The 18536-nt window shown below is 61.1% G+C and carries 20 protein-coding genes; 5 read left to right on the plus strand and 15 right to left on the minus strand.

Annotation, left to right across the window (positions count from 1 at the left end):
- Window positions 1-46: 46 nt before the first annotated feature.
- The 7 genes from menE to G5154_RS09710 are packed head-to-tail and all read right to left on the minus strand — an operon-like array spanning window position 47 to window position 7227.
- Window positions 47-1474: an o-succinylbenzoate--CoA ligase gene (gene menE, locus G5154_RS09680; RefSeq protein WP_421250734.1), complete on the minus strand. Its 1428-nt coding sequence runs from the start codon at window positions 1472-1474 to the stop codon at window positions 47-49.
- Complete coding sequence (gene menC / locus G5154_RS09685; protein WP_335865351.1) at window positions 1467-2396, minus strand: o-succinylbenzoate synthase; 930 nt, start codon at window positions 2394-2396, stop codon at window positions 1467-1469. Before menC ends, menE begins: the two co-directional genes overlap by 8 nt.
- The gene (gene menB / locus G5154_RS09690) at window positions 2396-3256 is read right to left on the minus strand and encodes a 1,4-dihydroxy-2-naphthoyl-CoA synthase (RefSeq protein ID WP_042081860.1); all 861 of its coding nucleotides are present in this window, start codon (window positions 3254-3256) and stop codon (window positions 2396-2398) included. The genes menC and menB overlap by 1 nt, the downstream gene beginning before the upstream one ends.
- Entirely contained in the window at window positions 3249-3374 is a 126-nt protein-coding gene (locus tag G5154_RS09695; RefSeq protein ID WP_258224330.1) for a hypothetical protein, read from the minus strand. Before G5154_RS09695 ends, menB begins: the two co-directional genes overlap by 8 nt.
- Window positions 3367-4164: a 2-succinyl-6-hydroxy-2,4-cyclohexadiene-1-carboxylate synthase gene (menH, locus tag G5154_RS09700; protein WP_421250735.1), complete on the minus strand. Its 798-nt coding sequence runs from the start codon at window positions 4162-4164 to the stop codon at window positions 3367-3369. The genes G5154_RS09695 and menH overlap by 8 nt, the downstream gene beginning before the upstream one ends.
- The gene (gene menD / locus G5154_RS09705; RefSeq protein ID WP_421250736.1) at window positions 4124-5872 is read right to left on the minus strand and encodes a 2-succinyl-5-enolpyruvyl-6-hydroxy-3-cyclohexene-1-carboxylic-acid synthase; all 1749 of its coding nucleotides are present in this window, start codon (window positions 5870-5872) and stop codon (window positions 4124-4126) included. Before menD ends, menH begins: the two co-directional genes overlap by 41 nt.
- 32 nt (window positions 5873-5904) lie before the next feature.
- Entirely contained in the window at window positions 5905-7227 is a 1323-nt protein-coding gene (locus tag G5154_RS09710; RefSeq protein WP_216980054.1) for an isochorismate synthase, read from the minus strand.
- Window positions 7228-7435: 208 nt separating this feature from the next.
- Here G5154_RS09710 and G5154_RS09715 point away from each other — a divergent pair, with 208 nt between their 5' ends.
- On the plus strand, window positions 7436-8341 hold the full coding sequence (locus G5154_RS09715) for a 1,4-dihydroxy-2-naphthoate polyprenyltransferase (protein WP_421250737.1): 906 nt from the start codon (window positions 7436-7438) through the stop codon (window positions 8339-8341).
- Between the two features lie 75 nt (window positions 8342-8416).
- Here G5154_RS09715 and G5154_RS09720 read toward each other — a convergent pair whose 3' ends face one another.
- Window positions 8417-9811: a PepSY-associated TM helix domain-containing protein gene (locus G5154_RS09720; RefSeq protein WP_421250738.1), complete on the minus strand. Its 1395-nt coding sequence runs from the start codon at window positions 9809-9811 to the stop codon at window positions 8417-8419.
- A 268-nt stretch (window positions 9812-10079) separates the two neighbouring features.
- Here G5154_RS09720 and G5154_RS09725 point away from each other — a divergent pair, with 268 nt between their 5' ends.
- Entirely contained in the window at window positions 10080-10484 is a 405-nt protein-coding gene (locus G5154_RS09725) for a hypothetical protein (protein WP_421250739.1), read from the plus strand.
- Here G5154_RS09725 and G5154_RS09730 read toward each other — a convergent pair.
- Both G5154_RS09730 and dbpA read right to left on the minus strand, forming a co-directional pair.
- Window positions 10481-10771 carry a YkgJ family cysteine cluster protein gene (locus G5154_RS09730; RefSeq protein ID WP_216980058.1) on the minus strand — a complete coding sequence of 97 codons (291 nt, stop codon included), beginning with the start codon at window positions 10769-10771 and terminating at the stop codon, window positions 10481-10483. The genes G5154_RS09725 and G5154_RS09730 overlap by 4 nt on opposite strands.
- Before the next feature lie 88 nt (window positions 10772-10859).
- Entirely contained in the window at window positions 10860-12239 is a 1380-nt protein-coding gene (dbpA, locus tag G5154_RS09735) for an ATP-dependent RNA helicase DbpA (protein WP_005335919.1), read from the minus strand.
- A gap of 542 nt (window positions 12240-12781) precedes the next feature.
- On the opposite strand from dbpA, the gene G5154_RS09740 reads away from it, so the two are divergent.
- On the plus strand, window positions 12782-13987 hold the full coding sequence (locus tag G5154_RS09740) for a NupC/NupG family nucleoside CNT transporter (protein ID WP_005341473.1): 1206 nt from the start codon (window positions 12782-12784) through the stop codon (window positions 13985-13987).
- Window positions 13988-14051: 64 nt separating this feature from the next.
- Here G5154_RS09740 and G5154_RS09745 read toward each other — a convergent pair whose 3' ends face one another.
- From G5154_RS09745 to G5154_RS09760, 4 genes are all read right to left on the minus strand, one after another.
- Window positions 14052-14552, minus strand: a complete 501-nt coding sequence (locus tag G5154_RS09745; RefSeq protein WP_421250803.1) for a metal-dependent hydrolase — start codon at window positions 14550-14552, stop codon at window positions 14052-14054.
- Window positions 14553-14641: 89 nt separating this feature from the next.
- The gene (locus G5154_RS09750; protein ID WP_421250740.1) at window positions 14642-15202 is read right to left on the minus strand and encodes a cytochrome b/b6 domain-containing protein; all 561 of its coding nucleotides are present in this window, start codon (window positions 15200-15202) and stop codon (window positions 14642-14644) included.
- A 44-nt stretch (window positions 15203-15246) separates the two neighbouring features.
- Window positions 15247-15516 (minus strand): PepSY domain-containing protein, encoded by a 270-nt coding sequence (locus G5154_RS09755; RefSeq protein WP_005341469.1) that lies wholly within the window; start codon window positions 15514-15516, stop codon window positions 15247-15249.
- A gap of 109 nt (window positions 15517-15625) precedes the next feature.
- Window positions 15626-16078 (minus strand): YaiI/YqxD family protein, encoded by a 453-nt coding sequence (locus G5154_RS09760; protein ID WP_421250741.1) that lies wholly within the window; start codon window positions 16076-16078, stop codon window positions 15626-15628.
- A 140-nt stretch (window positions 16079-16218) separates the two neighbouring features.
- Between G5154_RS09760 and zntB the strand changes: the two genes are divergently transcribed.
- Together zntB and G5154_RS09770 are read left to right on the plus strand one after the other, a co-directional pair.
- Entirely contained in the window at window positions 16219-17184 is a 966-nt protein-coding gene (gene zntB / locus G5154_RS09765; RefSeq protein ID WP_421213313.1) for a zinc transporter ZntB, read from the plus strand.
- 13 nt (window positions 17185-17197) lie between these two features.
- On the plus strand, window positions 17198-17710 hold the full coding sequence (locus G5154_RS09770; RefSeq protein ID WP_181269319.1) for a mechanosensitive ion channel domain-containing protein: 513 nt from the start codon (window positions 17198-17200) through the stop codon (window positions 17708-17710).
- 173 nt (window positions 17711-17883) lie between these two features.
- Here G5154_RS09770 and G5154_RS09775 read toward each other — a convergent pair whose 3' ends face one another.
- A complete protein-coding gene (locus tag G5154_RS09775) occupies window positions 17884-18297 on the minus strand; it encodes a hypothetical protein (RefSeq protein WP_005341466.1) in 414 nt (137 codons plus the stop codon).
- Window positions 18298-18536 lie beyond the last annotated feature (239 nt).

An 18536-nucleotide genomic window follows, 5' to 3' on the forward strand; every position in this document is an offset into this window, starting at 1 on the left:
TTCCTTTTCTGTTTTCAGAGCAGATCGGTAAATTGTGAGTCCGATCTCATTCAGCTTGTTGTGCCCGAGTGGTCAGCTGTCGGGCAATCTTGCCCAACTGTTGGCGTGAGGGTTTGAGATTGCCGCCAAGATCGGGCCAGGGGAGCCAGTGGTCGGGCACCATAAAGCCGGGCAGGGCGCTGCGGATCCAGGCTGCCAGTTCGGAGTCGGGAACCGGTCCGCCGTGCCAGTCGATAAAGGCGGCGGGGCGTTGCCCCCATTCGTCGCTCGGTACCGGCACCACCAGCGCCTGGGCGACGGTGGGATGATCCACCAGTCGCTGTTCTATGGTCTCGGGCTGGATATTCTCACCGCCCGAGATAAAAAGGTTGTCGAGCCGACCCTCTACCAGCAGTTCCCCTGCCGCAGTGAACCTCCCCTTGTCGCGGGTATGAAACCAGCCTTCGTTATCGAGGGGCAGTTCCAGCTCGCCATCTCGGTAGTAACCGGCAAACAGGGTGGCGCCGCGCACGCAGATCTCCTGCTCCCTGATGCACACTTCCCGTCCCGGTAGCGGTTTGCCAACTACGCCTGCATCGCCGGGGATAGCGGTGCAGACCTGACTGCCCATCTCGGAGAGACCATAACTCACCTTGGGTTCGAGCCCCATGGCGCAGAGGCGGCTCACCAGCGGCTGCGGGATGGCGGCGCCACCGAGCAGCAGCTCACGAAGGCGGGTACGGGCGGGGTCAAAGCCCTCTGCCAGCAGGCGCCAGAGCTGGGTCGGCACCAGCGAGAGGTGAGTGATGGGCTGGCACTCCAGCCGCTCCTTGAGGGAGCGTTCACGTTGATCCAGTACCAGAGTTGCGCCCGCCAGAAAGACCCGAAACAGGATGGCGTAGCCGCCGACATGGAACAGTGGCAGGGAGAGCAGCCAGCCGGACTTCTCATCGAGGGGAATGAGGGTGGCAGAGCCGCGCGCCGAGGCAAGGTGGTTGCAGAGCCGGTGCACCACCGCTTTCGGCGTACCGCTGGAGCCCGAGGTGAGGATCATGTTGTTGAGCTGGGTCGATTCCAGCGGCCATGTTTCCTCGCTTGCCGGCAGTTCGTGCGTGAAGTCGAGCTGCAAGGGCTGCCAGTTGCCTGCCGGGATCTCCCCTGCCGACCAGAAGGCATCGGCATCGAGTTGTACCGCCAGCTCGCGCTGCTTTTCGAGAGGAAAGGCGGGGTTGAGCGGGCAGAACACCACACCGCTGCGCACGCAGGCCCACGCCAGCAGCACATCTTCCAGCGCACCGCGCACCACCGCTACCAGATGATCGCCACGACGCACTCCGGCTTGTTCCAGCTGTTGGCACAGGCTGTTGAGGCGAGCATCGAGCTGGCGATAACTGAGAGGCGAGGCGGTGTGGATGGCAATGTGGTTCGGGGCTGTGATTGCCCGGTGGCGTACCGGGCAAGGCGTCTGTTCGGGTGAACGGGAGGGGTCAATCACGGTAATACAGTTGCTCCAGTCGGCTCAGATCCGGTTTGCCATCTTCCCCCAGCAGATTGCCAGCCATCCAGCGGCGGGTATCCAGACCCGGCGCCTGTTCCGGCGCCCATTCGCCTGCCAGATGAAAGAGCTGGTTCAGGCCCAGATCCGATTCGAAGCAGGAGGAGATGATCACCTTGAGCCGCAGTTCGCGGGCGCGGGCGATCAGCGCTTCGCAGTTGGCGAGTGAACCGAGCAGGGTAGGCTTGAGCACCAGCGCGCGCAGTTGCGGGATCGGCTCCCACGGCTTGCCTTGTGCCAGCAGTTCGTCCAGCGCCACCGGCATGCCGGTGCGGTTGGCGACAAAGGCGATGTCGGCAAAGTTGGCGCAAGGGTCTTCCAGATATTCGATGCGATTCGGGTCGAGGTGGCCGCAGAAGGTCCACGCCTCCTCGCGAGTCCAGCCCTGGTTGGCATCCAGTACCAGCTTGAGGGAGGGGAGGCGGTCGCACAGCAAGCGGATCAGCGCCAGCTCGTCACGCATCGGGTAGCGTGCCACTTTCAGCTTGGCCTTGCCGGGTGTGCGGTGCAGCCACTCTTTCCAGTTGCGCAGTAGCTCCTGGGGGGAGCCTTGAATGAGGGGATAGGGCTCCGGCAGCGGGTTGCTCTGTTCGGGCCATGTCCGGCGCGCGCAGTCGAGGCCAAATTGCACCGACGGCAGCACGGGGTTCGGGGTATCGCCGGCGGCCAAGACCGCCAGCGTGGCAAGGGCTTCTGCCTCTGCCTGTTGCAGGCTCTCTTTCGAGAAGCCGGGCAGGGGGGCGATTTCCCCCCAGCCGTCGTTGATGCGCACCAACAGCCCCTCTCGCGCCACCTCCACCTTGCCGTGAAAGGTCAGTGGCTGGGTAAAAGGCAGTTGATAGCGATACAGGGCGAGTGTCATCAGGGGTTCCGCTTGTATTTGGAGAAGTCGGGGCGACGCTTTTCGTTGAAGGCGTTGCGGCCTTCCTGACCCTCTTCGGTCATGTAGAACAGCATGGTGGCATTGCCCGCCAGCTCCTGCAAGCCCGCCTGACCATCACAGTCAGCGTTGAGCGCTGCTTTCAGGCAACGCAGCGCCATCGGGCTGTTTTGCAGCATTTCGCGGCACCAGCGCACGGTTTCACGCTCCAGATCCGCCAGCGGCACAACGGTGTTGACCAGACCCATGTCGAGGGCTTGCTGGGCATCGTACATGCGGCAAAGGAACCAGATTTCGCGGGCCTTTTTCTGGCCGACGATGCGAGCCATGTAGGAAGCACCCCAACCACCATCGAAGGAGCCTACTTTCGGGCCGGTCTGGCCAAACTGGGCGTTGTCGGCGGCGATGGTCAGGTCACACATCATGTGCAGCACGTGGCCGCCACCGACCGCGTAACCGGCCACCATGGCAACCACAGGTTTCGGGCAGGTGCGGATGTCGCGCTGGAAGTCGAGCACGTTGAGGTGGTGAGTCCCCTCGTCATCGCGGTATCCACCGTAGTCGCCACGGATCTTCTGGTCGCCGCCGGCGCAGAAGGCTTTCTCGCCAAAACCGGTCAGGATGATGGTGCCGATCTGATCGTCATAACGGGCATCGGCCAGCGCCTGCAGCATCTCTTTGACGGTGCGGGGGCGGAAGGCGTTGCGTACCTGGGGACGGTTGATGGTGATCTTGGCAATGCCATCGTTGGACTTGTGATAGAGGATGTCCTCGTAACCGGCGGAGCAATCCTGCCACTCAACCGGAGCGTACAGTTCCGCTTCCGTCATTGCTTCAATCATGGTTTTTTCCTTCTGATCTGGGAGAGTGCAGTTGAGCACCGAGTTGAACACTGAGTTGAGCAATCCCGGCATGTTGAACAGGTGCATACAGTTCAGCTTCCGTCATTGCTTCAATCATGACTCGTCTCTTCTTGTTGGTTGACCCACTCCGCGAGGAGTCGGGCAAAGTTATCAGGCTGATGGGCGTGCAGATTATGGCCGCCATCCAGCACCAAGTGGTTGATTCTGCGATCCTGGTTCGCCAGCTGGCAAGCCAGCTGATGGAATTTGTGATCCCGCTTGCCACTCACCCAGGTGACCGGCAGCTGGCTCGCCATGAGCCAGGGGGCGAGATCCGGCTGCTTGCCGAGCGAGGTGGCGCGCAGCATGGTGGCGATGCCCTGACTGTCGTTGCCAAGGCGGCGGGCGATCTGGCTGGCCCGGGCCGCATCGTCAAGATCGGCAAACACCCCTTGCCGGTACCAGTCTGCCAGCACGTCAGCCAGGGGCTCCTGCTCGAAGCGCCGCGCCCACTGTTCATCGTGCTGGATGCGGGCGGCTCGCTCACTGGCCGGTAGCCCCGGGTGGCAGTTCTCCAGCAGCAGCCCCCGTAGCCCGGCGGGCTCGCGGCTGGCGTGATAGAGGGCCAGTCGCCCGCCCAGCGAGTAGCCGACCAGCAGGTAGTGCTCGATACCGCGACTGGCTAGCTCGCGGCACAGCCACTGGTGACTCTGCTCGAAGTCGTTGACCCGCAGCTCGTGATGCTGGCCGTGACCCGGTAGGTCGAGGGCGATGCAGTGGATGGCGGGCAGCCGGTCGATCACCGGTTGCCAGTCGCCGCCATCCCCCAGCAGGCCGTGCAGCAGAACCAGCGGCATATTGGCATCTTTATTCGCCACGGATGGCGGCCCCCAGCGCCTTGAGATCATCGGCCACCTGCTCGCTCGGTACCCTGATCTCGATCAGGGTAACGCCACCCTTGAGGGCCAAACCGTACTCCTGCTCGAACTCGGCCAAGGTTGTCGGAGCGCGGTAGGCGAGGCCAAACATGGCGGCGGCATGTTCAAAGCCGAGGCCGTGGGGCAGCCGATAGTAGCTCTCCAGCAGCTCCCCTTCGGTGGGCACCGGCAACATGCGAAAGATGCTGCCGCCATCGTTGTTGAGCAGGATCACCACCAACGGCTGGCTCGCCTTGCTGAGCAGGGCCAGGCTGTTGAGATCGTGCAGGGCGCTCAGATCGCCGATCAGCAGGGTGGTGGGTTGGTTGCTGCTTTGCGCAAATCCGTAAGCGGTGGCGATAAGGCCATCGATGCCGGAGGCGCCGCGGTTGGTCATCACCCGGCTCGGCCCCTTGCCCGTTTCGCCGAGCATGTCCATCAGTCGGGCTGGCATGCTGTTGCCGACAAAGAGCTGCCCCTCGATAAGGCGATTGATGCGATGGCAGACTCCGAGCTCGGAGAAGCGATCGCAGGCAGCGGCTATCGCCTGACCGACCGGTTGCAGCAGAGTTGGCAACCGATGCCAGGGAGCCTTGCTGGCCGTGACCGGATGGGCAGAGGCAAAAGCGCTGGCACTGCAGAGTAGCCGGTTGCGCAGCCGGTAGTCGGGATCGAGCCGCGCCGGTTGCGGATCCACCAGCCAGTAATCCTGCCATGAATGGTGTTTTATGAACTGGCCAAGCCGCTTGGAGACAAGCCGCGCGCCAAATTGCAGCAGCACCTCGGCGCGGCCCAACTCGGCGACAAATTCAGGGTCGTTGAGCGCCAGATCCATATGGATTAGGTTGCGGCTATCGAAACGGATCTGGCTCTGCAGATCTGCCAGCAGCGGCCAGCCGAGTTGCTCCGCCAGCGCGGCGGCGGCCTGTGCCTGATTCGGGTCGGTAATGCGGCCAGCTACAACGATGCCGCGCTGTTGCCGAAAGGTTTCCCACTCCGCCTGAGGTGGGCAGGTCGGCTCGTTTTGCTGCCACGGGCTCCAGGGCTTGTGCGAGCCGAGCCAGTCACCGAGGGGGGCCAGATAGTCGGAGAAATCCTGATAGTGCTCCCCCGGGTAAAGGGGCTCCGGGTACATGCAGTTGAAGTGCACCACCCCGGGGGTGAGCGCCTGTTTGGCCAGCGCCTGATCCACCGAGCTCAGCACAAACGCCGCCGGAATAGTCGGGGTGGGGCTCGGCAGGTTCTGCTGATAGACGGGGTAGCGGCCGAAGATCCCCTGCTGGTCGATCGCCTGATTGGCGCCGTTGTCGATAAGCTCGTGAGGGCGATCGGCGGAGAGAATAATCAGCGGTACGCCGGTGAGCTGGGCCTCTGCCACGGCGGGCCAGAGGTTGGCTACCGCGGTGCCCGACGTCATGATCACCGCCACGGGCCGGTTGCTCCCCTTGGCAAGACCCAGCGCCATAAAGCCGAGACCGCGCTCGTCAAAGTGCAGGTGACGACGAAAGCCCTGATGGGCGGCGGCTGCCATTGTCAGCGGCGCAGAGCGGGAACCGGGGGCCAGCGCGATGTCGCGCACCCCGAGGCGAAAGAGCTCCTCCAGCAAGAGGGAGGACCAGACGTGGTTGAAGGTGGCGTGCTGGCTCGAAAACGGGGGGCAGGAAAACTCTTCGCTGGCAGGCTCTTTACGGGTGGGCATAGGGGCTCTCGTAGCGTGAAAAGGGTGAATGACTATCCCAGCAGGGAGAGCACATTGGCGATCTTGTTGTCGAGCTCGGCCCACTCGGCGACAGGCTCGGAACCGGCGACAATGCCGGCACCGGCAAACAGGGTGACGCTGCCCGGCTGAATGCGGGCGCTGCGAATGGCGACCGAGAACTCGGAGGTCTCCCTACTCAGCATGCCGCAGGCACCGGCGTACCAGCCCCGATCGTAGGGCTCGAACTCGCGGATAAAGGCGAGCGCCGCCTCGCGCGGGGCACCGCCCACCGCAGGAGTCGGATGAAGGGCATCGAGCAGCTGCCAGTCGCAGACGCCGGGCTTGAGCTCGGCCTCAATATCGCACTTGAGGTGTTGCAGCAGCCGCAGTTTCAGAATGCGTGGCTCGGTCAGGGTGGCATCGTGGGTCAGTGGCGCCAGTCGGCTGAGGATGTCGGCATGTACCAGCCGGTTCTCCAGCCGGTTCTTGCTGTCGGCCAGCAGCTCGGCGGCCAGTTGGGCATCCACCTCTTCATCGCCGGAGCGGCGAATGGTGCCCGCCAGCGCCTCGGTAAAGAGGTGGCGATCTTCCCGGCGGTAGAGCCGCTCGGGGGAGCAGGCGATAAAGGCCTGCTCGGGGGAGAATTGAAAACCGAAGTGGAAGCAGTCCTGGGCGTGGCGGGCCCACTGGTCGAGCATGGCCCAGGGATTGATATCCGCATCGTGGTTCGGACTGGTCAGCACGCTCTCCCGCGACAGCACCACCTTGGGGGTGTGGGCCTGAAAATCGGGGGCGGTGACGCGCTCCACCAGCGTCTGCCACTGGGCGGGGCCGGGGCAATCCTGTCGCTGCCAGGGCTGCTTTTGCAGGGCGGGCAGCGCAGCTTCCGGACGCAGGGCATCGAGGGCGGCTTCGGCCGCCTGCAGTTCGGCCTCGAGATTGTTTTCATCCAGCCAGAGGTTGAGGCAGAGACTGACGCACTCACCACGGCGCACCAGCTCGATGCGGGGCAGCACGAAACGGCAGGGGCCAAACCCTTGCCAGCCGGACTGGGCCGGATCGAACGCCAGTCCACCATAGTAGCGAGGGCTGTCGTCATGATGCTGGTTGGCTGTGTTCGTGCACACCTGCTTGATGGCGTGCGGTTCGGTCAGTTCATGGATGGCGCCCAGCGCGACATACTCGGGACGAGCCTCTCCACGGGCCTGCCAGTAGATGCGGGGATAGAGGGTTTGCGCCGCGAGCCAGCCCAGAAAGGAGCGGATTTCGATCGCCACTCGCAACCGTACGAAGCCGCTGACGTTGCTGTGACGCAGGGCGTCCAGTTGTTGCTTGATATGGGTCTGAGCCAACATGGATTCTTGTCTGAGCCGGGTAGTAACGAGCGATCCGGTAGCTGGATGCCGTAGGTTTATGCCAAAGGGCGATGATTTCCTATATATTATCTGCCCATTCGTCCATGTAAATCGCCCGCGGGAGCTTCACTCTCCGGGGTCAAGTATACCCAAATCCTGTTCGATAACCCTTAACACGATCAATATCCGATTGTTTGGCCATCACAAAATGACAAATACCTTCTCTGTTTGGTTGCTGGCGGCGCGTTTGCGAACACTGCCGCTCGCCTGCTCTTCCATCCTGCTGGGCTCGGGGCTGGCTGCCAGTCGTGGCGCCTTCGATGGCACCATCATGGCGCTCTCCCTGCTGACCGCCATCCTGCTGCAGATCCTCTCCAATCTGGCCAACGATTACGGCGATGCGGTCTCCGGCGCCGACAACGGTGAGCGGATCGGCCCGCAGCGGGCGGTGGTCTCCGGTCTTATCACCAAAAAGCAGATGTGCGTGGCGATGGGGCTGACCGCGCTGGCGGCGGTGGCCAGTGGCCTGATGCTGCTGGGCTGTGCCTTCGGCGGCCAGTGGCTGCAGATTTTGGCATTTGTGGTGCTGGGTGGCGCGGCCATTGTCGCGGCGGTGACCTACACCGTCGGCAAGACCCCTTACGGCTATCGCGGGTTTGGCGATATCTCGGTGTTCCTCTTCTTCGGTCTGCTGGGGGTGCTCGGCTCCTACTACCTCTTCACCAAGAGTCTGGAGTGGGATCTGCTGCTGCCTGCCACCGCTTGTGGTCTGCTGGCCACCGCCGTGCTCAATATCAACAATGTGCGCGATATCGAGACCGACGCCGCCAGCGGCAAGATCACCCTGGCAGTGCGCCTTGGCCGCAACCGTGCCATCGCCTATCACTGGGTGTTGCTGGGGGCGGCGCTGCTGGCAACCATCGCCTTTATCCTGATCCAGCCCGCCAGTTTCTGGCCGTGGATCTTCCTGCCCGCCATGAAGCCCCTCAGCGATGCGGCGCGCACCTTGCGCGAAAGCTACGATGGCGAGGTGCTGACTGGCGCCCTCAAGAAGACCGCCATCAGCGCGTTTCTGTTCAGTCTGCTGCTCTCTATCGGGTTGGCGCTCTCCTGACTGCTGGTCGCAGCTCGCCAAGGCGAACAATAAAAAGGGCTCCCGATATGGGAGCCCTTTTTGGTTTTGGCCGGTTTAGCTGGCGCGCGCCACCCTGAGAGGGCGGCGGGAGAAAATCAGGGTATCCAGCAGCCAGATGGCGACCATGGAGGCGCCCACCAGCGGGAAGGCGATCCCCAGCAGGATCAGCAGGGCGATGGCACCGCGCATCGGCGGGAGTTTGGCAGGCAACGGCGGCGCGGCGAGACGGCCCTGCGGACGACGGCACCACCAGATCCACAGACCACTCACGGCGCTGGCCAGCACCATCAGGCAGATAAGCAGCATGGCCAGCTGATGGGGCCAGCCGTAGAGCTTGCCCATGTGCAGCATGACGCCACTCTCTACCGTCTTGGCGACCGGGCCGTAATCCTGCCAGCGCACATCGGCCAGCACCTTGCCGCTGTATTGATCGACATGCAGGGTGGCGTCGTTGCGCGGATCGTCGGCAAACAGGGCGATGGTGTAGACGCCGGTGGCGCCGACCGGCGGGGTGATGCTGTAACCCGGATGGACTCTCCGCTCATGGGCGATCTCGACGACCCGTTGTAGCGCAATGCGCTGGCTCGCCATCACCACTCCCTCATGCTCGCCATGGTTCATGGCACCGTGATCGTGTCCCTCATCGACCGGCTGCGAGCTGGGCATAGGGGTGTTCTCCACCGCCCAGGGAACGGTCTGCTCGTGTGCCTGATTCAGGGTGCGGGCCAGCGGCGCCGATTTGGGCACCTCGTTCCACATGGCGGCGGGGAAGCGGTTCCAGACAGCGGCAAACTTATCGCCCCAGAAGCCGGTCCAGGTCATGCCGCTCAGCAGCAACAGCAGCAGGAAACCGGCGCCCCAGAAGCCGACCACTGCGTGCAGATTTCGCCACCAGAGGCGTCCGCGCTGGTTCACTCTGGGCCAGAGGATGCCGCCCACCCCGGGCCCTTTGCGTGGCCACCAGAGGTAGAGACCGCTCAGCAGCAGTACCAGCCCCCAGCCTGCGGCGAGTTCGATCAGCCGATCCCCCGTGGTGCCGAGCAGCAGGTCGGCGTGCAGGGAGCGAGCCACTGCTTGCAGATTCCACTTGTTATCCATGGTGCCGAGCAGGGCGCCGCTGGCGGGATCGAGGAACAGGGTAAGCTCCTGCTCGCCCCGATTGACGATGAACTGGGCGCTCTGCTCGGGAGCGACAGGCGGCAGGTATTTACGCAGGCTGGCATCGGGCATGGTCATCATCGCCTTGGCCAGCAGTTGGTCGGCACTCAGTGTCTGGCTGGCGGGGGTGACCTTCATCAGCTCGGGGTACATCAGGTTGTCGAGCTGGGGTTTGAACAGATAGACGATCCCGGTCAGTGACAGCAGGATCAGGAAAGGGGCGACAAAGAGACCGGCGTAGAAGTGCCAGCGCCAGATCCGTTGGTAATGACTCGAGTCCCTGTTTTTCATTGCACATCCTTGTTGGAGCACCAAACCTTTCGGTTGGTGGAATGTTTGTGGCGGCGCGGATAATAGCAGTAACGTTTCGTTAACTGCAATCACACATCTTGAGATCGGTTCGGTGCGGGATGTCGGTAACATGAGGTGCCAACGGTTTGCCGGATAGGATGAGCACGCTTTGGGAAAAGCCTGTTTGCTGCTGGACTTTTCCTTATAAATTATTACCTTGTGGTAACAATTTGCAGGCGATGGTGGTGGTAACGGAATGGGAGCAGTCATGCAGCCACATGGGCAATTCGACATGGAGCGCAGGGGCCAGATGCTGATCTGCCGCCCGCGTGGCCCCTTCAATCTGGCAGGCGCCGTGGCCTATGAAGCGCGTTTTCGTCACGAACTGGCCGGACTGATGGATAGCCCCTGGGGGATTGTCGAGGTCGCGACCGAGTTCGAAGCGGCCGGGCCCGAGGTGCTGGCCCGTTTTCGCCGCCAGTTTGGCTGGTGTGCCGAGAACGGCTGTCTCTTTCTGGCGGTTGTGCTGTCGGGGGGATTCAAGCGCTATCTGGCCGATCAAATCTTCAAAGGCTTGCCGTTTCGGGCTGTGCGCTATTTCGAGCAGGAGGGGGCCGCCATTCGCTGGCTGGAGCAGGAGCTATCGCTCTGCGCAGTGAGCCGCTCAATTTAACCGAGATTGATAAACCACTTGTCCCGCTCGTCGATGCAGTCGGGTTCCCCCATCTCGAATTCACGGCAGATCAACGGCCGTACCTCGTAGATACGGCACATCATGGTGTTGCGGTCGAGGGCGGCGCACCAGCCATCGTCCAGCCGGCGCATGACCGGTATCTCGCCTTCCCGTTCCAGTACATAACGGTCCGGCACGCCAGTATCGGTAAAGAGCATCACTTCGAGGCGGCAGCAGCAGGCTTCGCAGTTCTGGCAGCTCACATCGGTCTGGATTGCTTGGGTCATGGGGCCTGTCTTGCCGCATGGCGGCATCGGAGATATGAAACAGGCGCCTGTCAGGCGCCTGTGGTCTGGCTAAAGGCTTGCAAAAACCTTAGCCCAGTTTGCGGGCGCGGTAGCTGCGACCCTTGATCTTGCCTTCCTGCAACCGCTTGAGGGCGGCGCTCGCCACGCTGCGCTTCACCGCGACGTAGGAGTACTGCTCGGAGATCTGGATCTTGCCCACATCGGCGCCGGCAATGCCGCCTTCACCGGTCAGGGCACCCAGAATGTCACCGGCCCGCACCTTGGTCTTGCGGCCTGCATCGATGGAGAGGGTCACCATCTGCGGGGCGATCGGCTTGATGTCGCGACCGATGCTGTCGAGATCACCCAGCGGCATCGGAGCCTGCTGGTACTCTTCGATAAAGTTGACGCGCTGGGCCTCGTTCGGCTGATAGAGGCTCAGGGCCAGACCCTGCTGGCCGGCGCGGCCGGTACGGCCGATGCGATGCACGTGCACTTCCGGATCATAGGTCAGCTCGTAGTTGATGACGGCGCCCAGCTCCTTGATGTCGAGACCGCGGGCCGCCACGTCGGTGGCCACCAGAATGGTGGCGCTGCCGTTGGCAAAACGCACCAGCACCTGATCCCGCTCACGCTGCTCCAGGTCGCCGTTCAGCGCCAGCGCCGAGAAGCCCTTTGCGGCCAGATGGTCGGCCACGTCGTTACAGGCGCGCTTGGTGTTGCAGAACACCACGCAGGAGCTGGGCTGGTAGTGGCTCAGCAGCCAGGTGAGGGCGTCGAGGCGCTGGCCGGCGGGCACTTCGTAGAGCTTCTGTTCGATGGCGCTCCCCTCGTGCAGGGACTCCACGCTCACCTCGACCGGATTGCGCTGCACGCCGCGGCTCATCTGGGCGATCCCTTCCGGATAGGTCGCGGAGAAGAGCAGGGTCTGACGCTGCTGGGGGGCATAGCTGATGACCCGGTTGATATCTTCGCCAAAGCCCATGTCCAGCATGCGATCCGCTTCATCCAGCACCAGCGTCTTGAGGCCGGATAGCTCCAGCGTGCCTTGCTCCAGATGCTTGAGAATACGACCCGGGGTGCCGACGGCAATGTGGGCACCAAAGCTCAGGGTGGCGGACTGCGGTGCGGTCGGGGTGCCGCCGCACAGGGTGACCAGCTTGACGTTGGGCAGGGCGCGCGCCAGACGACGGATCTCCTGAGCCACTTGATCCGCCAGTTCTCGGGTCGGGCAGAGTACCAGTGCCTGCACTTCGAGGCGGTTGACGTTGAGCTTGGCCAGCAGGCCGAGACCGAAGGCGGCGGTCTTGCCGCTGCCGGTTTTTGCCTTGGCGATCAGGTCTTTGCCATCGAGTACCAGGGGCAGGCTCTGGGCCTGGATCGGGGTCATTTGCAGGTAACCCAGGCTGGTGAGGTTCTCTTGCAGGGCGGGGGAGAGATTGAGGCTGCTAAATTCGCTGTTATTCACAAAAGGACTCTATTTCGGAGAAAACGGGGATGCGCGAGCGCTAAGGCTGCGCATCATACCAGAATGTGACACCGGATGTGGCGGATTTTTGAACGGTCAGCGATGGGGGAACATATGGGGTCATTTGTTGCCAGATTGGTTGTGAGCAATATGTGAAAGGATATCGGGGTAATTATTCAAACATGCATGTAATTATTTATTGAGGATAAACGTTTGCTATTTCTGTTGTTTAAATATAATGATTGAAAAATATTCAATTGGCGAGTGCGGCATTAAATATAATGTTGCGAAAATGATGTCGAGATATTTTGGAGGGCCGTAAAAATGCCATTTTAATTGTGTAATATCATGTTTTTTAATGAATTTGTCGTCGTCAAAGTTGTGCGATTAATATCAGGTTGTTGCGTAATTAATTTAAAAACGTTTGTATTATCCTGCATGCATATTATTACACGGGATTGTGATGACTCTCTGATTTTTAAATGTGCAAATGTCTATGATGGCGCCGGTCGAAAATTACAATTCACTCAGGTGCTACAGGTATGGAATACGTTCACTTTGTGCTCGGACTGGTTATGGTCCTCGCTCTTTCTCTGCTGGCTAACCGCCACAACTGGAGACAGATCAAGCTGCGTTATATCGGCCAACTGCTGGTGGTCGAACTGGCGCTGGCCTGGTTCATGTTGAACTCGGAAGTGGGTCTGGCTGTAGTAGGTGGCTTTGCCGCTGGCTTCACCAAGCTGATGGAGTTTGCCAAGCAGGGAACCGACTTCGTATTTGGCGGCATGATGAATGAAGGTTCATTTACCTTCTTCCTGATGGTGTTGATGCCCATTGTCTTCATCTCCGTACTAATCGGTATTCTGCAGTATATCCGCCTGCTGCCGCTGGTTATCCGCGGTATCGGCACCGTGCTGGCCAAGATCAACGGCATGGGCAAGCTGGAGTCCTTCAACGCCATCAGCTCGATGATCGTCGGTCAATCCGAGAACTTCATCGCGCTCAAGAAGATCCTGCCGCACCTGAACGAGAAGCAGATGTACACCCTGGCGGCAACGGCCATGTCCACCGTCTCCATGTCCATCGTCGGTGCCTACATGCAGCTGATCGAGCCGCGTTACGTGGTGGCTGCGCTGGTGCTCAACATGTTCAGCACCTTTGTCGTGCTGTCGCTGATCAACCCCTACGAGCCGGACAATACCGTGACCGATGCCAAGGCGCTGGCCGAGGGCGACGAGCACCATACGCCGAAGAGAGAGAACTTCTTCGAGATGCTGGGCGAGTACATCATGGCCGGTTTTTCCGTGGCCGTTATCGTGGCGGCCATGCTGGTGGGCTTTATCGCCCTGATTGCCCTGGTCAACTACCTGTTCGAGCTGGCGTTTGGTGTCAACTTCCAGTACGTCATGGGCTACCTCTTCTATCCAATCGCCTGGATCCTGGGTATTCCGAGTGGTGAAGCGCTGCAAGCGGGTTCCATCATGGCGACCAAGCTGGTGACCAACGAGTTCGTGGCCATGATGGATCTGGGCAAGATTGCTGCCGAGCTCTCCCCGCGTACCGTCGGCATCCTCTCCATCTTCATGGTCTCTTTCGCCAACTTCAGCTCCATCGGCATCATCGCCGGTGCAGTAAAAGCGCTGAACGAAGAGAAGGGCAACATGGTTTCGCGCTTCGGTCTGAAGCTGGTCTACGGTTCAACTCTGGTCAGCCTGCTCTCTGCTGTTATCGCAGGCATCATGATCTGATCTTCTAGTGGCATCTGCCACGGTTTGAGCCCCTGACCTCGTCAGGGGCTTTTTTGTTGCTGGCTTACAGGCGCCAACCGCACCACCAGCCGGCAACCAGCAGGGTGAGGGTGCAAAAGCCGGTTTCGATGGCGCCGCCACTGCGCAGCGGCCAGCCCGGCAGCCGGTAACGGCGTTTGATGGGCCAGAAGAGCGGAATGCCTGCCGGGGTGAGCCAGTCCCCCAGCAGATGGCTGAGGTAGCCGACGATAAGGGCATCCTTGACCCCCATGGGCAGAGTGCCCGGCGGCAGACTCTGGTTCAGCCCCCAGACAGCGGCGGTGACCGCCAGCAGACTGTGAGTGAAGCCGCGATGGCCGAACAGCCGCGACAAAGGTTTCGAGATCCACGGCAGTCGCTGCCCCTGCACAGATTTGGGGTGGTCGAGGTCGGGCAACAGGGCGCTGGCCAGCGCGGCAGGGATGGTTTGCCACAAGCTGGCATCGGCCAGGGCCGGAGTGAGCTGCAGTTTGTGGGCGATCAGGGTGCAGGTAACGGAGAAGAGCAGGTGCCCTTGGGCGGTCATGATGATTACGGCGTAGATAAGATGGCGGCGCATCTTACCAGTGTCGCGGGCTATTGCAGCAAAAAACCGGGTCCCGATGGGTCGCCCGGTTATTCACTGCGCGGATCTTCCACCCTGATGTCAACGGGCACCCGTTTTTTACCCAGCACCATGGCACGCAACAGATCACTGTGGGTTAGGCGATCAGTCAGGATCACCACGGTTGCATGGATGCCAACAGCGGCCATCAGGGTGTTGGCAATGATACCGTGCAGCTCCTCCAGCCACTCCTCACCCCAGAAGGCATCCCAGGTGGTGAGCCAGCCTGTGATGACTGTGCCAATCAAAGAGAGTAGCAGTAGCCAGATCATCAGTGCTCCGAGCGGGTTGTGGCCGAGGTAGTAGGGGTGGCGCCCACGGGCCAGCTGGAGAAGGTAGTGGCGGACCCGAGCCGGTGTCGGCCACCACTGGCCGAAGCGAGCGTAATGGGAACCGACAATCCCCCACAGCAGGCGGATGATGAGCAGGACTCCTACTGCGTAGCCGGCATATTTGTGGGGCTTGCTTCCCTCTTCCAGTACGAAGAAATTGAGCAGGCAGAGGGCGACGGTCGCCCAGTGGAACACCCGGATGAGGGGATCCCACACTTTCACTTCAGATGAGGTTGTCATGGCAAGACTCCATGGAGGGGCCACCAGAGCGGCCCGTCACTGCGTTATTCGTCGATCTCTTCTTTTACTTTCTTCAGATCGGTCGGGTCGAAGTAGATCTCGACCTTGCGCTTCTCCTTGTCCCAGCCGTAGATCTCGTAGCAGTTGGTTTTGGTGACCTTGAACTTCTTGATGTCGTAGCCCATCGCCTTGATCTGCTGCTGGGCGTCGGCCTCGCTCAGCCACTTGCTTTGGTCGGTCTGGGTGCATTGGGGATCAGCCAGGGCTGCGCCGCTCAAAAGGGGGATCAGTAACAACAGGGGGGTCAGTTTCATTGCTTGCTCCTTGCGGTTGATGTTGCAACAGCGACAAGGTTAGGCGGCAAGACTTAAGAGAGCGTTAAGAGGGATAAGAGATTTTCCCCAGCTTGCGCCGGGGAGAGGCTTATTCAAGCTTGCCTTTGACCAGCCACTTGTCGAGGGCGTTGGCAAAACTCTGTTTGTCGGCGGCATTGAAGGGGGCCGGGCCGCCGGTCTGCACGCCGGCTGAACGCAGCTCTTCCATAAAGTTGCGCATGCCGAGCCGCGCCTTGATGGTCTCGCGGGTGTAGATCTCGCCGCGGGGATTGAGCGCCTCGCCACCGGCATCGATCACCCAGGAGGCGAGGGGGATGTCACCGGTGATCACCAGATCGCCGGGCTGAACCTGCTGGGCGATGACATGATCTGCCACATCGAATCCCTTCTCCACCTGCTGGGTTTTGATGAAGGGCGAGGGGGGCACCCGCAATCCCTGATTGGCCACCAGGGTAGTGACGACCTGGGCGCGGTGGGCGGCACGGTAGAGGATCTCCTTGACCGGAATGGGGCAGGCATCGGCATCAACCCAGATGGGCATGGCATGGTTTCCTGTAGTGAAAGCGGATAGAAAACGAGAGTGGTCATGTTAACACAGGCCTCCCCTTTCCGGCGCGGGGCTGAGTCGGCCCCGCCTTTGGTGTAAGCTGGGGCCAGCACATGAAACGAGAAGGAGACGAGATGGATCGGGTGCCCGGTGAAGTGATTTATGCCCTGACCCTGGATGGCAAGGGTGGCATGGCGCCGCTGACGGCGGGAAGCGAAGTCCCGGCGGCGCATCCCGGCTGGCTGCATCTGGATTACGGCAATCCCGATTCGGCGCGCTGGCTGTTGCAGACCCCCTTGCTCAGCGAGGCGGCCAGGGAGTCGCTGCTCGGCCAGAGCAATCGTCCCAAGCTGGTGCGGATGGGGGAGACGGTGCTGCTGATCCTGCGTGGCATCAACCACAACAAGGATCACAGGCCCGAAGAGATGGTGGCGCTGCGCATCTTCATCACCCCGGATCTCATCATCAGCAGCCGTCGTCGTCCGCTGCTCTCCGAGCAGGATGTGTTCAACCAGCTCAAACTGGGTGGTGGCGCCGATACCCCGGCCGACTGGCTGGTGGAGATCTGCGATGCCCTGACAGATCGGGCGGGGGAGTTTGTCGAGGAGCTGCACGACAAGATCCTCGATCTGGAGGAGATGGTGCTGATGCGCGACCTGCCCGCCAATGGCCGCTTGGCGCTGATCCGCAAGCAGCTCATCATGATCCGTCGTTACCTCTCCCCCCAGCGGGATCTGGTGGCACGGCTGGCCAACGAGAAGATCAGCTGGCTGGATGAAGATGACCGGCGGCGTCTGCTCGATATCGCAGATCGGCTGCGGCGCTGGCTCGATGACCTCGATGCCGGGGTGGCGCGCACCGCTGTGCTGGCAGACGAGATCAACAATCTGATGGCGGAGGCGACCAACCGCCGCGCCTACCAGATGTCGGTGATGGCGCTGCTCTTTTTACCTGCCAGCTTCCTGACCGGCCTGTTTGGCATCAACCTCGGCGGTATCCCCGGGGCCGAGAATCCGACCGCCTTCTGGGTCTTCTGCGGTTCGCTGGTGGCGCTGGCCAGCGGGCTGGCTATCTGGCTCAAACATCGGCGCTGGTGGTAAGGAGGCATAACCCATGTGGCAATCAATTGGCCTGACCCTGCTGCTGTTGCTGGGGCATACCCTGATCCGGCGGCTTATTCACAAGAGCCTGCTGGCGCTCGGTCAGAGCAGGCAGGTGAGCGAGAACCGGGTGCTCTACGTGGCCCATGTGTTCCACTTCCTGCTCGGCTGCGCCACCCTGCTGGTGCTGGCTGGGGTATGGGGGCTCGACTTCTCCCGACTGGTGGTGCTCGCGTCCTCCTTCTTTGCGGTACTGGGGGTCGCCATGGTCGCCCAGTGGTCGATCCTCTCCAACATCACCGCCAGCATCACCATCTTCTTCGCCTTCCCCTACAAGATTGGCGACCGGATCCGCATCCTCGACAAGGATGATTCGGTCACCGGCGTCATCACCGAGATTGGCCTCTTCTATGTGCGGGTGCGTGATGACAACGGCGATCTGGTCACCTATCCGGCCAACCTGATCCTGCAAAAGCCGGTCAGAAAGCTGGAGGGCAAGGTGGCGGAACTGCTGCAGCCGGAATAGAAAGTAACCGGAATAAGAAAAAGGCTCCTCTGGAGCCTTTTTGCTGTGTGGCAGGTGCCGACGGTACGTCGCGAAGACGCCCATCCGTTGAACCTTACTTCGACAGGAACAGGCTATTGTAGATGCTTGCTGCGGCCACAATAGCCAGAACGGGTCAACAGTTGGCTCTGCTGCTAGATCTCCTGTTGTGCAACATCTGCCTGTGGCTTGTGTTGCCAGATTGCCCCGAGCAGCAACTTGAGCAGCAGTCCGGGCGGGTTGTCCAGCAGCTTGCCGGACTCCAGCAGCAGCTGACCATCGGCGCGAAACCCGAGGCTGGCATCAATAGTGCCATCCTCCGAGACCACCTGGATCAAACCATTGAGGGCAGAGCGCTCACCGGGTTGACAGCGCAGCCGCAACTGGCGGGGCTCCCCCAGCAGAGTGAAGGCGCGGCTCAGCGGGGGGGAGTCTTCATAATCGGGCCAGTTGAAGAAGTGATACTGCTCGGCCAGGGCGCCAGCCTGCTGGCAGAACTGGTCGAACAGCTGACCGATTGCCTGATACTCCTGATCGAGTCGTCTTGCCTGCTCTTCAATCCGTTTCATTGTTTACTCCTTGTCTATCCACTTGATCAGACATTGCTTTTCTGACCCCGTGACTGCCGCTTTCCAGATATGAGGCCAAATGGCCGCGAGGTCTGTGAGCCGGATCGAAGTTTCAGTCTGAAAACGTTATCTTGTTGAAACTGGATGGTTTTTTTGCCCTGTTGCTCACATTTGAATCGATTGCCGCTGATTAATATGGCACCGCCTGGCAATGACCGGGTGCTCGACTATCGAGACTA

Source organism: Aeromonas sp. 600527, assembly GCF_049175415.1.
Taxonomy (GTDB): Bacteria; Pseudomonadota; Gammaproteobacteria; order Enterobacterales; family Aeromonadaceae; genus Aeromonas; species Aeromonas veronii_A.

Bases quoted from the DNA above. Each gene is read 5' to 3' on its own strand.
- G5154_RS09710 (WP_216980054.1), bottom strand. From the start codon at position 7,227: ATGTTGGCTCAGACCCATATCAAGCAACAACTGGACGCCCTGCGTCAC.
- G5154_RS09695 (WP_258224330.1), bottom strand. From the start codon at position 3,374: ATGATTGAAGCAATGACGGAAGCTGAACTGTATGCACCTGTTCAACAT.
- menH (WP_421250735.1), bottom strand. From the start codon at position 4,164: ATGATCTCAAGGCGCTGGGGGCCGCCATCCGTGGCGAATAAAGATGCC.
- G5154_RS09740 (WP_005341473.1), top strand. From the start codon at position 12,782: ATGGAATACGTTCACTTTGTGCTCGGACTGGTTATGGTCCTCGCTCTT.
- zntB (WP_421213313.1), top strand. From the start codon at position 16,219: ATGGATCGGGTGCCCGGTGAAGTGATTTATGCCCTGACCCTGGATGGC.
- G5154_RS09715 (WP_421250737.1), top strand. From the start codon at position 7,436: ATGACAAATACCTTCTCTGTTTGGTTGCTGGCGGCGCGTTTGCGAACA.
- G5154_RS09720 (WP_421250738.1), bottom strand. From the start codon at position 9,811: ATGAAAAACAGGGACTCGAGTCATTACCAACGGATCTGGCGCTGGCAC.
- menC (WP_335865351.1), bottom strand. From the start codon at position 2,396: ATGACACTCGCCCTGTATCGCTATCAACTGCCTTTTACCCAGCCACTG.
- G5154_RS09760 (WP_421250741.1), bottom strand. From the start codon at position 16,078: ATGCCCATCTGGGTTGATGCCGATGCCTGCCCCATTCCGGTCAAGGAG.
- menD (WP_421250736.1), bottom strand. From the start codon at position 5,872: ATGCCCACCCGTAAAGAGCCTGCCAGCGAAGAGTTTTCCTGCCCCCCG.
- G5154_RS09750 (WP_421250740.1), bottom strand. From the start codon at position 15,202: ATGACAACCTCATCTGAAGTGAAAGTGTGGGATCCCCTCATCCGGGTG.
- G5154_RS09745 (WP_421250803.1), bottom strand. From the start codon at position 14,552: ATGACCGCCCAAGGGCACCTGCTCTTCTCCGTTACCTGCACCCTGATC.
- G5154_RS09770 (WP_181269319.1), top strand. From the start codon at position 17,198: ATGTGGCAATCAATTGGCCTGACCCTGCTGCTGTTGCTGGGGCATACC.
- G5154_RS09730 (WP_216980058.1), bottom strand. From the start codon at position 10,771: ATGACCCAAGCAATCCAGACCGATGTGAGCTGCCAGAACTGCGAAGCC.
- menB (WP_042081860.1), bottom strand. From the start codon at position 3,256: ATGATTGAAGCAATGACGGAAGCGGAACTGTACGCTCCGGTTGAGTGG.
- G5154_RS09755 (WP_005341469.1), bottom strand. From the start codon at position 15,516: ATGAAACTGACCCCCCTGTTGTTACTGATCCCCCTTTTGAGCGGCGCA.
- G5154_RS09775 (WP_005341466.1), bottom strand. From the start codon at position 18,297: ATGAAACGGATTGAAGAGCAGGCAAGACGACTCGATCAGGAGTATCAG.
- G5154_RS09725 (WP_421250739.1), top strand. From the start codon at position 10,080: ATGCAGCCACATGGGCAATTCGACATGGAGCGCAGGGGCCAGATGCTG.